This window comes from Paraburkholderia sp. BR14374, from assembly GCF_040948685.1.
GTDB lineage: Bacteria > Pseudomonadota > Gammaproteobacteria > Burkholderiales > Burkholderiaceae > Paraburkholderia > Paraburkholderia youngii.
Genome location: NZ_JBFPKF010000008.1, coordinates 230,082 through 243,301, shown reverse-complemented (window position 1 = coordinate 243,301; position 13,220 = coordinate 230,082). Strand labels below are relative to the sequence as shown.

Here is a 13,220-nt window from a genome sequence, read left to right as displayed (position 1 = left end):
ACGGGAAAATTTGTGCACGAAGCATACCATCCCGTTCTTTGCATGAGTACAGTTGAGACAAGTGTTACGGATAGAAACAATCTTTTCCGTTTCGCTGCGTCCGATCTCGTATTGCCGTAACAGAAGCCGCCTGCTTATCTGGCATCGAATGCGCCTATTGCAAAGCACAATACAGCATTGCCGAACAGAATGCGCTTTAAAAATGCAATTGCCAATCCAGCACGCATTTCTATGCCATTTGATGATTGATTTGATCGGCTGTGTCGAGCGTCGGCGAAAGAACGGCGGCGCGCACGCGCGGTGACATCGAGGCAATCGGAGGCGCGCATGCGGCCGCTGCTGCATGCGCCGCGTTCGAGGCGAGAGCAAAGACGTTGAAGTCGCTTCGAGCGACACTACGGGCGCACTGGTTTCGATGCGTGCTCGCCGACGACGGTGGTCCATTCGCGCACGCGCCAACGCGTGACGAGTCCGGATAGCACGTACGGATCGGCCTTGGCAAAGGCTTGCGCGACTGCCGGCGAGGTGCCGGTGAAGAGCAGCACCGCCTCGTCCGTCGGCTCGGTGAGCGCGCCGGCCAGCAGCAGTTCGCCCCGTTCGGCGGCGGCCCAAGCGAGTTTCAGATGCGCGTCGCGGTACTCGCCGCGGCGCTCCAGATAGTCGGGTACCAACTCGTACATCAACAGGTAATGCATGGTAAGCCTCCTCGCAACGATGAAGGTCGACACCGGTACCGGCATGCATCGGAGCGCGATTTGCACAACGGAGGCTGCCGAATTTCATGCCACTTTTCTATTCAGTTGCATTCGCAGCAATGCGGAAATTCTTATTTCCTGCTAGCAATAGATCCAAATACCTCGAACCGCAATTTCTATTCAAATAGCAAGGAATAGTCGGCGCAACCAATCTGCATTGCATAACAAAATTCCCGCACTCGTTGATTTCGATCGTTTCAAACGCCGCATCACCGGTTGCTCCCCGCTACTCAGGGAAAACGAGCGCGCACCGCTGTCAACCGGAACGCATTTCGAGCCGTTCTGGCAGACGGCATTTGCCATAATGGATGCGCCGATGGGCCCATGGATGCCGGCATCGCCCGCGCGCATAAACGACCAGAAACGTTTTCACCACCGATGGAGTGTCCCATGAAAATCCAATCCGCTATCGCTACGCTGGTGTTGGGCGCGGTACTCGTATCGCCGGCGTTCGCGGCGAACAGCCAGCAGACCAAGATGGCCGACTGCAACAAGCAGGCCGGCGACAAGAAGGGCGACGAGCGCAAGGCGTTCATGCAAACCTGTCTTTCCGCGAAGCCGGCAGCCGCCGCGCCGATGAGCCAGCAGGACAAGATGAAGGCCTGCAACAAGCAGGCGGGCGACAAGAAAGGCGACGACCGCAAGGCGTTCATGAAGACCTGCCTGTCCTCGTCGGCGCCCGCCAACTGAGCGAGACGCGTAGCCGTTCCTCCAGCCGGCGCCCTGCCTGTCGACGCGGCGCCGGCGCATCGTTCCACCCACGCGGCGCTCAGCTCGCCCCCTTCTTCGTAGCCCACCGGCGCAACGCGCCGTTTTCTTCTATGATGGCTGCGGAGACGGCCCACCCTCACATATAGAACCAATTAAAACGGGGCCGCCATCTTGTCGTTGGTGCTACTGAGCATCGATCGGAGGCAAGGATGGTATCGAAACACAAAAACCGCTGGTTAAGGCGGTGGTTGCTGGTCATCATATTCTGGGCCGTGCCCGTGGCAATCGTCGCGGTCAACGAGATCCGCGAGGAAATGTCGTACAACGCGGTCGATCTCGAGCGCGCGCTGACCACCTGGAATTTCACTCAGGCGCAGCGCGCCGCCGGCGCGCCCGCGCATTGCCGTGGCAAGCCCGACGACGCAAAAGCCGCCGGCTGCCCGGCCGACGTTCTGGCCGCCAACGCGCCGCGTCAGCAGGAGGCGATCAACGAATACCGCGTGCGCCGCTCGACGCTGTTCGCGTATCTGTGGCACGCGTTCGTCGGCTATTGGATCGTGCCGGCTGCGATCCTGTTCGCGATCGGCGCGATCATCGGCATGGTGCGCCGCGCGCTGCGGCGCCCGCCCGCGGTCAAGAGCCCGGTGAATCACGGGTGAGCAGCGGCCGCGCCGCTTTTACTCCGCTGCCATTTGCTGCGTCGAAACAACACTTTCATTTCCATGTCGATGGGCCGCCGCGCCACGCGAAAATCGGTAAAAACAGGCGCATCGCGGGGCTGTGGCGAGGCGTCACCAAAATCGCCGCGCCTCGGGCGCTCGTCTGCTTCGCCTCCTCCGAGCTTCGCTCGACGCGTACTTCGACACCACCCGGCGGGCCGGTCAAAGTTACTGAAAAGCACCTTGCGATTAGCCTCAAACCCTTGTCCCATAAGGCTTTTCGCGTTGCCACGCAACGCGCCTTTTAGACCAGGCTGTGTTATAACTCAGAGGCAACCAGGCGACATCAACACGGTTGCGCCCCGGATCCACCACGGAGAAAAACGATGCAAAGACGACACTTCATGTTGAAGACGACCGCTGCGCTAGCTTTCGGAGGCCTTGCACTCGCCGGGTGCACGACGACGGGCAACACTCCGGACAATGCTCATGTCAACGCCTCGAAACGACAGTCGATCGACGCCAGCGTCGACGGCACGCTGTCCAGGCTGTTCACGACCGTGCCGGGCTCGCGTGAGCTGGTGTCGAAGGCGCGCGGCGTGCTGGTGTTCCCGTCGGTGATACAGGCGGGCTTCATCGTCGGCGGCCAGTATGGCGAAGGCGCATTGCGAGTGGGCGGCGCGACGGTCGGCTACTACAGCACCGTGTCGGGCTCGTTGGGCCTGACGGCGGGCGCGCAGTCGAAGGCATTGATCTTCCTGTTCATGACGCAGGATTCGCTCGACAAATTCCGCAACGCGGACGGCTGGTCGGCCGGCGTCGATGCATCGGTCGCGCTCGTGAAGATCGGTGCGAACGGCGCCGTCGACACGACCACGGCCACCGCGCCGGTGCAGGTTTTCGTGTTGACCAACGCGGGCTTGATGGGCGACGTGTCGCTGCAAGGCACGAAGGTCACGCGGCTGAAGATCTGAGCGCGTTGCCCGGTACGCTTCGCTGAACACCTGCGCGCGCGCATCCCGACACGCGCGCAGGCTTTGCATCCGGATCGCATCGCGACGAAGGCCGCGCGAGGGGACCCTGTGTGGGCCATCGCGCGGCCTTTTTTGTTGTGCGGTGTCGACGCCGGCGCTCATACGCCAGAAAACTCAGGCGCGAAAAAAACGGCGCCGCGCCTCGCGCACCGCCGTTCTTCGCTTCGACAGTTGCGAACGATCCCGCGTCAAGCGCCCGACGAATCGATCACCTTGAACCGCGAGCGCTTCTGCGCGCGAATCACCGACTGATACGCCTCCACATACTGACGCGCCATCCGGTGCGACGTGAAGCGCTCCTCGAAGCGGCGCCGCACGCCCGCGCGCGGCACCTTGTGCAGCCGGTTGACGGCCGCCACCGCGCCGATCTCGTCCTCGACGATGAACCCGGTCACGCCCTCTTCGAGCACTTCCGGCACCGAGCCGCGATTGAACGCGATCACCGGCGTGCCGCATGCCATCGCCTCGATCATCACGAGGCCGAACGGCTCCGGCCAGTCGATCGGAAACAGCAGCGCATGCGCGCCCGACAGAAACTCGGCCTTCTGATGATCGGCGATCTCGCCGATGTACTCGACGTACGGCAGGTCGAGCAACGGCCGGATATCGCGCTCGAAGTATTCGCGGTCGGCCGCATCGACCTTGGCGGCGATGCGGATCGGCATGCCGCAGCGGCCCGCGATGCGGATCGCCGTATCGACGCGTTTTTCCGGCGAAATCCGGCCGAGAAACGCGAGGTACTTCTGCTCGACCGGTTGCGGCGTATAGAGCTGCTCCGGCAGGCCGTGATAGACCGTGGTGAGCCAGCGCGCCTGCGGCAGCGGATGACGCTGCGCATTCGAGATCGAGATCACCGGCACCGAGTTGAAGGTGTCGAACACCGGCTGCTGCTCGGGCAGATCGAGCCGCCCGTGCATCGTCGTGACGAACGGCGTTTCCTGCCGCTTGAATACCGAGAACGAGTAATAGTCGAGATGGAAATGCAGCACGTCGAAGTCTTCGGCCTGGCGACGCACCAGTTCCATCAGCAGCATGTGCGGCGCGACGCGGTCGCGAATGCCCGGATCGAGCCGGAGCGCGCGCGGCCACACCGGTTCGAGCTTCGCGCTCGTGACGGAGTCGCCACTCGCGAACAGCGTCACGTCGTGGCCCTGCTCGACCAGCGCCTCGGTGATGTACGACACGACCCGCTCCGTGCCGCCGTAAAGCTTCGGCGGCACCGATTCGGTCAGCGGGGCGATCTGCGCAATCTTCATATTGTGTCTCCGTGAGCCGGCGGCTGCCGCGCAATCGCGATGCCGTCGGCGACGCCGAGTATGACAGCGCCATGACGTCGGATCAATTCACGCGGTCCCTAAGCACCGCATGCATCGTCGCTACGGAGGATTATTCCCTGGCGTCGGTGGAAAAGCCGCAGGTCTTGCAATTGCTCGGTGCTGTTACATACGGCTTACATCCGGTGACACGGGCCGCGCGCCGGCTTTGGCCGAACTTTGCGTTTGCCGCGCCATCACCGCGTCGTCATTGGTGGCCCCCGCCCTCGCCCGATCGGCGCACGGGCACGCTGCGCAAATCTCTGAGAAAGCTGTCGCGCCATACACCGAGATCGTTCTCGCGCAGAGCGGCCATGTTGATCTCGTGACGCCGCTGGCGCGCGTCGAGCGGCATCTGCAGTGCGCGCTGCAAGGCTTCGCACATGCCGATCGCATCGTGCGGATTGACGAGCACCGCGCCGGAAAGCTCGGCCGCGGCGCCCGCGAAAATCGACAGCACGAGCACGCCGGGATCGTCGGGATTCTGCGCGGCCACGTACTCCTTCGCGACGAGGTTCATGCCGTCGTGCAGCGGCGTGACGAAGCCGATCTGCGACTCGCGAAACAGCGACATCAGCTTCCAGCGGTCGTACTGCTGGTTCAGATAGCGGATCGGCGTGTAATCGAGCCCCGAGTAGCGGCCGTTGATGCGCCCGGCCTCGTATTCGAGATCCTGGCGGATCTTCTGATACGTCGCGACGTCCGAGCGGGTCGGCGGTGCGATCTGCACGAGCGTGACGTTGCCGCGCCATTCGGGCGAGCGTTCGAGCAGCAGTTCAAACGCGCGAAACCGCTCGACCAGCCCCTTCGAATAATCGAGCCGGTCGACGCTCATGATCAGCTTGCGCCCTTCGAGGCTCTGCTTCAGTTCGAGCACATGCTGGCGGCTTTCGTAGCGCTTGGCCTGCTCGGCGATTTCGTCGGGGAACACGCCGATCCGGTACACGCCGGTGCGCAGCTTGCGCCCGAACGCCTCGACGATGCCGTCGGCGCTGACCGTGCCGCGCGCGTGACGGGTCACGTAGTCGTGGAACGCCTGCTGGTCGGTGGCGGTCTGGAAGCCGAGCAGGTCGTAGCACGACAGCGACTTGACGAGTTCCTCGTGCGGCGGAATGTTGAGCAGGATCTGCGGCGCGGGAAACGGGATGTGCAGGAAGAAGCCGATGCGGTTCGTCACGCCCTCGCTGCGCAGCGCCTCGGCGAACGGGATCAGATGGTAGTCGTGAATCCAGATGATGTCGTCCGGTTCGAGCAGCTTGACCAGCTTGTGCGCGAGCCACGCGTTCACGCGCCGATATCCCGCGTACTCGTCGCGCTCGTAGCGCGCGAGGTCGTTGCGGTAGTGGAATACCGGCCACAGCGTCGCGTTCGAGAAGCCGCGGTAGTACTGGTCGTAGTCCTTGCGTGTGAGGCCGACGGTCGCGAAGGTCACCGCGCCGTCCTGCTCGAGCATCGGCCCCGCGTTGGCGACCGTCTCGCTGACCACGTCGCCGCTCCAGCCAAACCAGACGCCGCCAGCATCCTTGAGCGCGCCGAATACGCCGACGGCCAGTCCGCCCGCCGATCCCTTGGTCTCCGTCGGCGTCGCGACGCGATTCGACACGACGATCAATCGGCCCATAGTGCATGTCCTCCATTTCTTGCGCTGCGCCGCGCCGACTGCGCCGGCGTGGTGCGCCCGTAAAGAGCAATCGGTGTGCCCGGGGATCGTAGGGCGTGAGCGCGCTCGACGTTCGCGGCGCGCGATTCGAGATTGGCGCTCGGCAACGCCTGGCTAAGCCTGCTCCTTCGCCTGCTGCGGGACCTCGCCCGTCCCAGTGCGGCCGAGGCGGCTCGCCACCGGATCGGCTTCCGTATGCGCGGCGGTGCTGCCGGCGGGCGCCTGGCGGCTGCGCGGCAGCCAGTCGATCGGGCCAGCGCCGCTCGTCTCCAGCTCCGCCGACACCTCCGCACGCGCCCGTGGCAGGTATTCCGGGTAATGCCGGTGCACGAAATCAAGCAGCCCTTCCCGCACGCGGCAACGCAAATCCCATGCGAGGCCGGAATCGGGCGCGCTGACGAGCGCGCGCAACTGCATCGCGCGCTCGGTGCAGTCCGTCACTTGCAGCACCTGCACGCGGCGGTCCCACTCGGGCGCATTCTCGACGATGCGCGCGAGCTCCTCGCGCAGCGGCGCTAGCGGCATCCGGTAATCGACGAACAGGAACACGGTGCCGATGATCTGCGAGCTGTTGCGCGTCCAGTTCGTGAACGGGTTTTCGATAAACCATTGCAGCGGCACGATCAGGCGGCGCTGGTCCCACAGCCGCACCGACACGTAGGTGCCGGTGATTTCCTCGATGCGCCCCCACTCGTTCTGGATCACGACGACGTCGTCGAGGCGGATCGGCTGCGACAGCGCGATCTGCAAACCGGCGATCAGGTTGCCGAGCACCGGCCGCGCCGCGATACCGGCGACCAGACCGGCGACACCGGCCGAAGCCAGCAGGCTCGCGCCGATTTGCCGCACGTTGGGCAAGGTCATCAGCGCACCGCCGACACCGATGATCACGATCACGATCATCACCGAGCGCGCGAGCACACGCGCCTGCGTATGGATGCGGCGCGCCTGCAGGTTATCGGCGCTATCGAGCGGATGAGCGCGGATGATCGCTTCACCGATCGCCGCGGCCGAGCGCACCGACAGCCACGTCAGCGCGGCGATCAGCGCGATGCCGGTGATGTCGCGCACCGGTTCGATGAAGTTGAGGGTATCGGGCGCCTCGGACCAGACCCACGCGAACACGAGGATCACGAGGACGAACAGCGACGGCTTGTCGATATAGCGCAGCACGACGCTCGTCAGCGCATGCGGTCGCGCCAGACGCATCACGACGCGCGCGCCAAGGCGGTGAACGCCGATCGCCACGATCGTCACGAATGCCGTCACGATTAGCGCGCCGAGCCACGTATGCAGCGGCGCGGCGGCCACGCGGTAGAAGTCGTCGATAGTAGGCATAACGGGCATCTTCCTCCGGGCTCGATGAGCGGCGGCGCGCCTGCGGGACTACTGACATCCGGGGGCGCCCCAGCGGGAGCGACGACCCCGACACCCAAGGCGCTCGACGGCGCCTCAGGCGTTACAACGGGTTCTTCGATGCGCGGCGGTTATCGATCAGCCGCCGCTCTTGCACGGAAACGCCTTGCCGAGACCCAGCGAAATCGCCGTGCTAGCGTTGTAGCCCGCGGCGTTAGGATTCTCGGCGATGTATTTGCGCACCGCGTCGGTCAACTGCGCCGAGCGCGCATCCGGCGGCAGGCAGAAGTACTGGCCGACGCGCGGACCGGTGGTGCCGCCGATCGCGTCGATCGTGTTGAAGATGCCGTCGGCCGCGCCTTCTATGTAGGCCGCGCAGGCGCTACGCGAAGCGATGTCCGTCTTGGTGCACAGCTTGTTGAGGTCGCCTCCCGTAAACGCGGCCGCCGAAAGCGGCAAGGCAAGCGCGCCGGCGAAAATCAATGCCCGCAGCATGGTGTTCCTTTTCCAGGGTTGTTTATCACGCGGTCTTTCTGCCGCGTCCGGGCGGCGCGCTACGCGGCGCGCCGAAGTCGTCATTCTGCACTGTTTTACACGGCGGCAGCAGGCCCGCTGCCGCGCGGCTCGGATAAAACCGCAGCAAAACGGCACGGCCTCGCGGGCCCGCCGCGCCGCCTGCCGACAGCGTCATTGCTTCTGCTGCTGGGTCTGCTGCATGCGGGCCGTGAGTCCTTCGACGACGTCCGGCTCCTTGTAGGTCTTGGCGAAATCGAGCGCGGTCATGCCGATCTGGTTTTTCACCGACAGGTCCGCGCCGTTGTCGAGCAGCAGCTTGACCGTCGACACGTGGCCGCCGCGCGCGGCCATCATCAGCGGCGTGGTGCCGTTCGGCGAGCCCGTGTCGACGTAGGCCGAGTGGTCGAGCAGCACCTTGACGATGTCGTCGTGGCCGTTGGCGGCCGCGTAGTGCAGCGGCGCCCAGCCCTTCTTGTTGACCTCGGCGTCCTTCGCGATCAGCAGATTCACGAGGTTCAGGTCGCCGACCAGCGACGCCATCATCAGCGCGTTCTCACCGGCCTTGTCCTGAATCTCGATGTCGGTCTTCGGATTTGCGAGCAGCGCGGCCGCGACCTTGTCGGATTTCTCGCGCGCGGCGATCACGAGCAGCGGCATGCCCTGATTGTCGACGCTGTTCGGGTCCATGCCCTTCGCTAGCAGCTTGTTGACGCCGCTGACGTCGTCGAACTTGACCGCCTTGATGAGCGTGTCGATCGGCGCTGCATGCGCGGGCACCACGACCAGCGCCGCGCAGGCGAGCGCGGCGGCGCACGCAAGACGGCGTGCCGGCGCGAGAGCCCGGGCGCCCGGCCCGGCGGACAGCGGTTGGAAAGCAGCAGACGACGTCGAAATATTTTTCATATGGTGCTTTAGGAAAGCTTCCTATCTCCTTGATGTTACTCGGCTTTTTCAGGCACCGGCCGGCGCGGCGATTCCGAACAGCCTGAAAAAGTTTTGCGTGGTTGCGGCGGCCAGCACCTCGTCCGGCATCTCGCGTTGCTGCGCGATGAAGCGTCCGACATAACTGACGTACGCAGGTTCATTCGGCTTGCCGCGATACGGCACCGGCGCCAGATACGGCGAATCGGTCTCGATCAGCAGACGCTCGAGCGGCACGCGGCGCGCGACCTCCTGCACATCGGTCGCGTTCTTGAACGTGACGATGCCCGACAGCGAAATGTAAAAATTCTGCGCCAGCGCCTGCTCGGCGATGGCCCACGGTTCGGTGAAGCAATGCATCACGCCGCCCGGCACGCCCGCGCGCTCCTCGGCCATGATGCGCAACGTATCTTCCGACGACGAACGGGTGTGGATGATGAGCGGCTTGCCGGTCGCGTGCGCGGCGCGGATGTGCGTGCGAAAGCGCTCGCGCTGCCACTCCATGTCGGCGATCGAGCGGCCTTCGAGGCGGTAGTAGTCGAGCCCGGTTTCGCCGATCGCGACGACCTTCGGGTGCTCGGCCAGTTCGACCAGTTCGGCCACGCTCGGCTCGCGCATGTGCTCGTGATCGGGATGCACGCCGACCGACGCGTACACGTTGTCATGGCGGCTGGCGATATCCAGCACCGACGGCAGCGTTTCGAGGTCCACCGACACGCACAGCGCGTGCGACACCGAATGGCTGCGCATGTTGTCGAGCACTTGCGGCAGACGGTCGGCGAGTCCTTCGAAGTTGATATGGCAGTGTGAATCGACAAACATGGTCAGGTCCTGCGAAAAAGGGCCTTACGGCCGGGCGACGGCGTGGCCGGGGCCGCTTGGGGCGGCTCAGGCAGCTTGCTCAGGCAGCTTGCCTAGGTAGCGTGCTCAACTCGCGTGCGCAAGGCGCTTGCCAAGAATCACCAGATCACGCTCGACGCCGTCCAGCACCGCGACGCGCGGCAGCGTGCCCCATGCGTCGAAGCCGAAGCCGCGGAACAGCCGCACGCTCGCTTCATTGTGACCGAACACGAAGCCGAGCACCGTGTCGATGCCAAGACCCGGTGCCGCGTCGAGCGACGCCGCCAGCAACTGCTTGCCGAGACCCTGGCCGCGCGCGCTTTCGTCGAGATAGATGCTGACTTCGGCGGTGCGCTGGTAGGCCGGACGCCCATAAAAATCGGAAAAGCTCAGCCACGCGATCACGCGGCCCGCCTGCTGCGGATCTTCGACCACCCACAGCGGCCGCTTCTGCGGGCCGTGCGCATGAAACCATGCATGCCGGCTCTCGATGCTGACCGGTTCGAGGTCCGCAGTGACCTGGCGCGACGGAATCGTCGAATTGTAGATGGCGACGATCGCGGGCAGATCGTCGAGCGTGGCGTCGCGGTAGGAAAGGCTCATGGTGGCTTGGCTTGAATGGAATGAGACGGAAGGCTGTCTGGCTGCGAGCTCACGCAAACAGCGCGCGATAGCCGATGAACAGTTCCTCGAACACGAGCCGCGGGTTGAGCGGATGGTTTTCGACCGCGCGCTGGCGCGTGACGGTGCGCAGAAAGCGTGCGAATGCATTGGCGTCGGCCTGCGCGGCGCAGCGCGTGAGCGCGGCCGACGCCTGCGGGAAATAGCGCGGCGCGCCAGCGGTGCGCTGCGCGAGCAGATCGTACATCCAGCGCTGCAGCCAGCCGAGCACGAGCGGCACTGGCAGCTTCTGCAGCGCCTCGCCACAGGCGAATGCGTCGCAGCCGGCGCCGGCCGCGAGCTGCTTGAGCGTCCAGTCGCGCAGCGGACGGTTCTCGTCGCTGGCGAGCGCGAGCGCGGCGAGCGGCGCACCGCCCGCTTCGGCGAGCAGCGCGGCGGCGTCTTCGACGCCTTGCGCGGCGAGCCACGGCGCGGCGGTGTCCGGCGCGGGCACGCTCATCGGCCACTGACGGCAGCGGCTGATGATGGTCGGCAGCAAACGGTCGATGCGCGCCGACACCATCAGGAACACGACGCCCGCGGGCGGCTCTTCGAGCGTCTTCAGCAACGCGTTGGCGGCCGCGACGTTGAGCGCCTCGGCCGGATACAGCACGACCACGCGCGCGCCGCCGCGGTGCGAACCGACGCCGACGAAGTCGAGCAGACCGCGGATCTGTTCGATCTTGATTTCCTTGCTCGGCGTGCGGGTCTTCTTGCCTTCGTCGCCATCGGCTTTTTCGGCCTTGTCGTCGGCGCCGTTCGCGGCGTTCGCGAGACCGGCTTCGGCGGCGAGCGCCTCCGGCACGACGATGCGGTAGTCCGGATGATTGCCCTGCACGAACCAGTTGCAGGCCGCGCACGCGCCGCACGGCTCGCCGTTCGGCAGCGGCGCCTCGCACAGCAGGCCCTGCGCGAGGTGCTGCGCGAAGCGCAGCTTGCCGATCCCCGCCTGGCCGTGCAGCAACAACGCGTGCGGCCAGTGGCCGCGCAGCTGCTGCAGGCGGTTCCAGTCATCGGCTTGCCACGGATAGATCATCTTGGTGTTTTTGAATCAATTGGTTGCACGCGTTACTTCAGGTGACGAATCAACTTGACAGGTGGTTATAAGAATCGATTATATCGGCTTGAAATCAAAGAGTTGCGATCAACTCTTCAAGCTGCTTCTGAATTCGCACGATGCTCTGCGAAGAGTCGATGATAGCGAATCGATGCGGCGCTTCTTCGGCGCGGCGCATGTATTCGGCGCGCGTGCGCTCGAAAAACGCCGCCGACTCGCTCTCGAAACGATCCGGGTTGCGCGCCGCGCTGCGCCGCTCGTTGGCGACGGCGGGCGGCAGATCGAACAGCACGGTCAAATCCGGCTGGAAACCACCCTGCACCCAGCGCTCGAGCGTCTCCAGCTTGTCGCGCGGCAGGCCGCGGCCGCCGCCCTGGTACGCGAAGGTGGCGTCGGTGAAACGGTCGGACAGCACCCAGTCGCCGCGCGTGAGCGCCGGCTCGATCACCTCGGCCAGATGCTGGCGGCGCAGCGCGAACATCAACAACGCCTCGGTTTCGAGGTCCATCTTCTGATGCAGCACGATCTCGCGGATCTGCTCGCCGAGCGGCGTGCCGCCGGGCTCGCGCGTCATCACCACCGAGCGGCCGCTCGGCGCGAGCTTCGCCTCGAGGCGTTCGCGGAACCAGCCCAGATGGGTGGTCTTGCCCGCGCCGTCGATGCCTTCAAACGTTATGAATTTGCCGCGCGCCATCATTGCCCTCGAATGTATTTGTCCACGGCTTTGTTGTGTTCGCCGAGGGTGTCAGAAAAGATGCTGCTGCCGTCGCCGCGCGACACGAAGTACAGCGCGCTGCTCGGCGCCGGGTTCATCGCCGCCTGCAGCGACGCGACGCTCGGCAGCGAGATCGGCGTCGGCGGTAGGCCCATCCGGGTGTAGGTATTGTAGGGAGTGTCGGTCTGCAGGTCTTTCTTCCTGATGCGGCCGGCGTAGCTGTCGCCCATCCCGTAGATCACCGTCGGGTCGGTCTGCAGCGGCATGCCCGCGCGCAGACGGTTGGCGAACACGGCGGCGACGAGCGCCCGGTCGGACGCCTTGCCGGTTTCCTTTTCGATGATCGACGCCATCGTCAGAGCGTCGTACGGCGTCTTGTACGGCAGGTTCGGCGCGCGCGCGAGCCACGCTTCGTCGAGACGCACGCGCATCAGCCGGTACGCGCGGCGGTAGATGTCGAGGTCGCTCGTGTCCTTGTCGAACAGGTAGGTGTCCGGGAAAAACAGCCCTTCGCCGTTGCCGATCGATGCCTCGGGCGCGCCGATTGCGCTCATCAGATCGGCGTCGCTCATGCCGAGCGTGTCGTGCTTCAGCGCGGGATTCGCGTCGAGCTCGGCGCGCATGCGCTTGAAGGTCCAGCCTTCGATGATCGTCGCCACGTATTCGTTGACGTCGCCGCGGGCGATTTTCTGCAGCACTTCGTAGGGGGTGATGCCGCTCTTGAACTCGTAGTTGCCGGACTTCAGGTCGCTTTGCAGGCCGAGCAGCCGTGTCATCGCGATGAACAGCTCGGGTTCGACCGGCACGCCGCCGCGATTGAGCTGCAGCGCGACGCTGCGCAGGCTGCTGTGCGGTTTGACGGTGACGTCGAGTTGCGCCGGGGTCAATTCGAGCGGGCGGGTGGCCCAGTAGTATCCAGCGGCGATGGCCGCCGCGGCCAGCACAACGACGAGCGCGCCGGCTGCGAAACATTTCTTGAAAAGGGTCATGCGAAACGTGACTGGGTTGGACTGAATATAATAA

General features: G+C 64.8%; 16 protein-coding genes. 4 read left to right on the top strand and 12 right to left on the bottom strand.

The features are described 5' to 3' along the window. Positions 1 to 134: 134 nt before the first annotated feature. The gene (locus AB3X86_RS20840) at positions 135 to 329 is read right to left on the bottom strand and encodes a hypothetical protein (protein WP_368597440.1); all 195 of its coding nucleotides are present in this window, start codon (positions 327 to 329) and stop codon (positions 135 to 137) included. Positions 330 to 395: 66 nt separating this feature from the next. After that, the gene (locus AB3X86_RS20835; RefSeq protein WP_176367301.1) at positions 396 to 695 is read right to left on the bottom strand and encodes a YciI-like protein; all 300 of its coding nucleotides are present in this window, start codon (positions 693 to 695) and stop codon (positions 396 to 398) included. 450 nt (positions 696 to 1,145) lie between these two features. Here AB3X86_RS20835 and AB3X86_RS20830 point away from each other — a divergent pair, with 450 nt between their 5' ends. From AB3X86_RS20830 to AB3X86_RS20815, 4 genes are all read left to right on the top strand, one after another. Further along, a complete protein-coding gene (locus tag AB3X86_RS20830) occupies positions 1,146 to 1,445 on the top strand; it encodes a PsiF family protein (protein WP_018431983.1) in 300 nt (99 codons plus the stop codon). Between the two features lie 230 nt (positions 1,446 to 1,675). Then, positions 1,676 to 2,125 carry a hypothetical protein gene (locus AB3X86_RS20825; protein ID WP_368597439.1) on the top strand — a complete coding sequence of 150 codons (450 nt, stop codon included), beginning with the start codon at positions 1,676 to 1,678 and terminating at the stop codon, positions 2,123 to 2,125. Continuing rightward, entirely contained in the window at positions 2,122 to 2,433 is a 312-nt protein-coding gene (locus AB3X86_RS20820) for a hypothetical protein (RefSeq protein WP_368597438.1), read from the top strand. Before AB3X86_RS20825 ends, AB3X86_RS20820 begins: the two co-directional genes overlap by 4 nt. Positions 2,434 to 2,511: 78 nt before the next feature. Next, the gene (locus tag AB3X86_RS20815; protein ID WP_176108568.1) at positions 2,512 to 3,099 is read left to right on the top strand and encodes a YSC84-related protein; all 588 of its coding nucleotides are present in this window, start codon (positions 2,512 to 2,514) and stop codon (positions 3,097 to 3,099) included. A gap of 248 nt (positions 3,100 to 3,347) precedes the next feature. Here the strand turns inward: AB3X86_RS20815 and AB3X86_RS20810 are convergent, their stop codons facing one another. From AB3X86_RS20810 to mltG, 10 genes are all read right to left on the bottom strand, one after another. Continuing rightward, a complete protein-coding gene (locus AB3X86_RS20810) occupies positions 3,348 to 4,415 on the bottom strand; it encodes a glycosyltransferase family 4 protein (protein ID WP_176119827.1) in 1,068 nt (355 codons plus the stop codon). Positions 4,416 to 4,680: 265 nt separating this feature from the next. Further along, positions 4,681 to 6,093: an alpha,alpha-trehalose-phosphate synthase (UDP-forming) gene (otsA, locus tag AB3X86_RS20805; protein ID WP_176108570.1), complete on the bottom strand. Its 1,413-nt coding sequence runs from the start codon at positions 6,091 to 6,093 to the stop codon at positions 4,681 to 4,683. 153 nt (positions 6,094 to 6,246) lie between these two features. Next, entirely contained in the window at positions 6,247 to 7,470 is a 1,224-nt protein-coding gene (locus AB3X86_RS20800) for a mechanosensitive ion channel family protein (RefSeq protein ID WP_368597437.1), read from the bottom strand. Between the two features lie 156 nt (positions 7,471 to 7,626). After that, on the bottom strand, positions 7,627 to 7,983 hold the full coding sequence (locus AB3X86_RS20795) for a Rap1a/Tai family immunity protein (RefSeq protein WP_176108572.1): 357 nt from the start codon (positions 7,981 to 7,983) through the stop codon (positions 7,627 to 7,629). Between the two features lie 192 nt (positions 7,984 to 8,175). Then, positions 8,176 to 8,907, bottom strand: a complete 732-nt coding sequence (locus tag AB3X86_RS20790) for an ankyrin repeat domain-containing protein (RefSeq protein WP_368597436.1) — start codon at positions 8,905 to 8,907, stop codon at positions 8,176 to 8,178. Between the two features lie 48 nt (positions 8,908 to 8,955). Beyond that, positions 8,956 to 9,747 (bottom strand): TatD family hydrolase, encoded by a 792-nt coding sequence (locus AB3X86_RS20785; protein ID WP_368597435.1) that lies wholly within the window; start codon positions 9,745 to 9,747, stop codon positions 8,956 to 8,958. Positions 9,748 to 9,852: 105 nt separating this feature from the next. Then, positions 9,853 to 10,368, bottom strand: coding sequence for an N-acetyltransferase family protein (locus tag AB3X86_RS20780; RefSeq protein WP_368586290.1), 516 nt, complete (start codon positions 10,366 to 10,368; stop codon positions 9,853 to 9,855). Between the two features lie 49 nt (positions 10,369 to 10,417). Next, on the bottom strand, positions 10,418 to 11,461 hold the full coding sequence (locus AB3X86_RS20775; protein ID WP_368597434.1) for a DNA polymerase III subunit delta': 1,044 nt from the start codon (positions 11,459 to 11,461) through the stop codon (positions 10,418 to 10,420). A gap of 94 nt (positions 11,462 to 11,555) precedes the next feature. Then, a complete protein-coding gene (tmk, locus tag AB3X86_RS20770) occupies positions 11,556 to 12,176 on the bottom strand; it encodes a dTMP kinase (protein ID WP_176108577.1) in 621 nt (206 codons plus the stop codon). Continuing rightward, positions 12,176 to 13,186, bottom strand: a complete 1,011-nt coding sequence (gene mltG, locus AB3X86_RS20765; protein WP_013089429.1) for an endolytic transglycosylase MltG — start codon at positions 13,184 to 13,186, stop codon at positions 12,176 to 12,178. Before mltG ends, tmk begins: the two co-directional genes overlap by 1 nt. Positions 13,187 to 13,220: the final 34 nt, after the last annotated feature.

Coding starts and splice junctions, on each gene's coding strand:
- AB3X86_RS20840 (WP_368597440.1), bottom strand. CDS start 329: ATGCGCGCCTCCGATTGCCTCGATGTCACCGCGCGTGCGCGCCGCCGT.
- AB3X86_RS20835 (WP_176367301.1), bottom strand. CDS start 695: ATGCATTACCTGTTGATGTACGAGTTGGTACCCGACTATCTGGAGCGC.
- AB3X86_RS20830 (WP_018431983.1), top strand. CDS start 1,146: ATGAAAATCCAATCCGCTATCGCTACGCTGGTGTTGGGCGCGGTACTC.
- AB3X86_RS20825 (WP_368597439.1), top strand. CDS start 1,676: ATGGTATCGAAACACAAAAACCGCTGGTTAAGGCGGTGGTTGCTGGTC.
- AB3X86_RS20815 (WP_176108568.1), top strand. CDS start 2,512: ATGCAAAGACGACACTTCATGTTGAAGACGACCGCTGCGCTAGCTTTC.
- AB3X86_RS20810 (WP_176119827.1), bottom strand. CDS start 4,415: ATGAAGATTGCGCAGATCGCCCCGCTGACCGAATCGGTGCCGCCGAAG.
- otsA (WP_176108570.1), bottom strand. CDS start 6,093: ATGGGCCGATTGATCGTCGTGTCGAATCGCGTCGCGACGCCGACGGAG.
- AB3X86_RS20800 (WP_368597437.1), bottom strand. CDS start 7,470: ATGCCTACTATCGACGACTTCTACCGCGTGGCCGCCGCGCCGCTGCAT.
- AB3X86_RS20795 (WP_176108572.1), bottom strand. CDS start 7,983: ATGCTGCGGGCATTGATTTTCGCCGGCGCGCTTGCCTTGCCGCTTTCG.
- AB3X86_RS20790 (WP_368597436.1), bottom strand. CDS start 8,907: ATGAAAAATATTTCGACGTCGTCTGCTGCTTTCCAACCGCTGTCCGCC.
- AB3X86_RS20785 (WP_368597435.1), bottom strand. CDS start 9,747: ATGTTTGTCGATTCACACTGCCATATCAACTTCGAAGGACTCGCCGAC.
- AB3X86_RS20780 (WP_368586290.1), bottom strand. CDS start 10,368: ATGAGCCTTTCCTACCGCGACGCCACGCTCGACGATCTGCCCGCGATC.
- AB3X86_RS20775 (WP_368597434.1), bottom strand. CDS start 11,461: ATGATCTATCCGTGGCAAGCCGATGACTGGAACCGCCTGCAGCAGCTG.
- tmk (WP_176108577.1), bottom strand. CDS start 12,176: ATGGCGCGCGGCAAATTCATAACGTTTGAAGGCATCGACGGCGCGGGC.
- mltG (WP_013089429.1), bottom strand. CDS start 13,186: ATGACCCTTTTCAAGAAATGTTTCGCAGCCGGCGCGCTCGTCGTTGTG.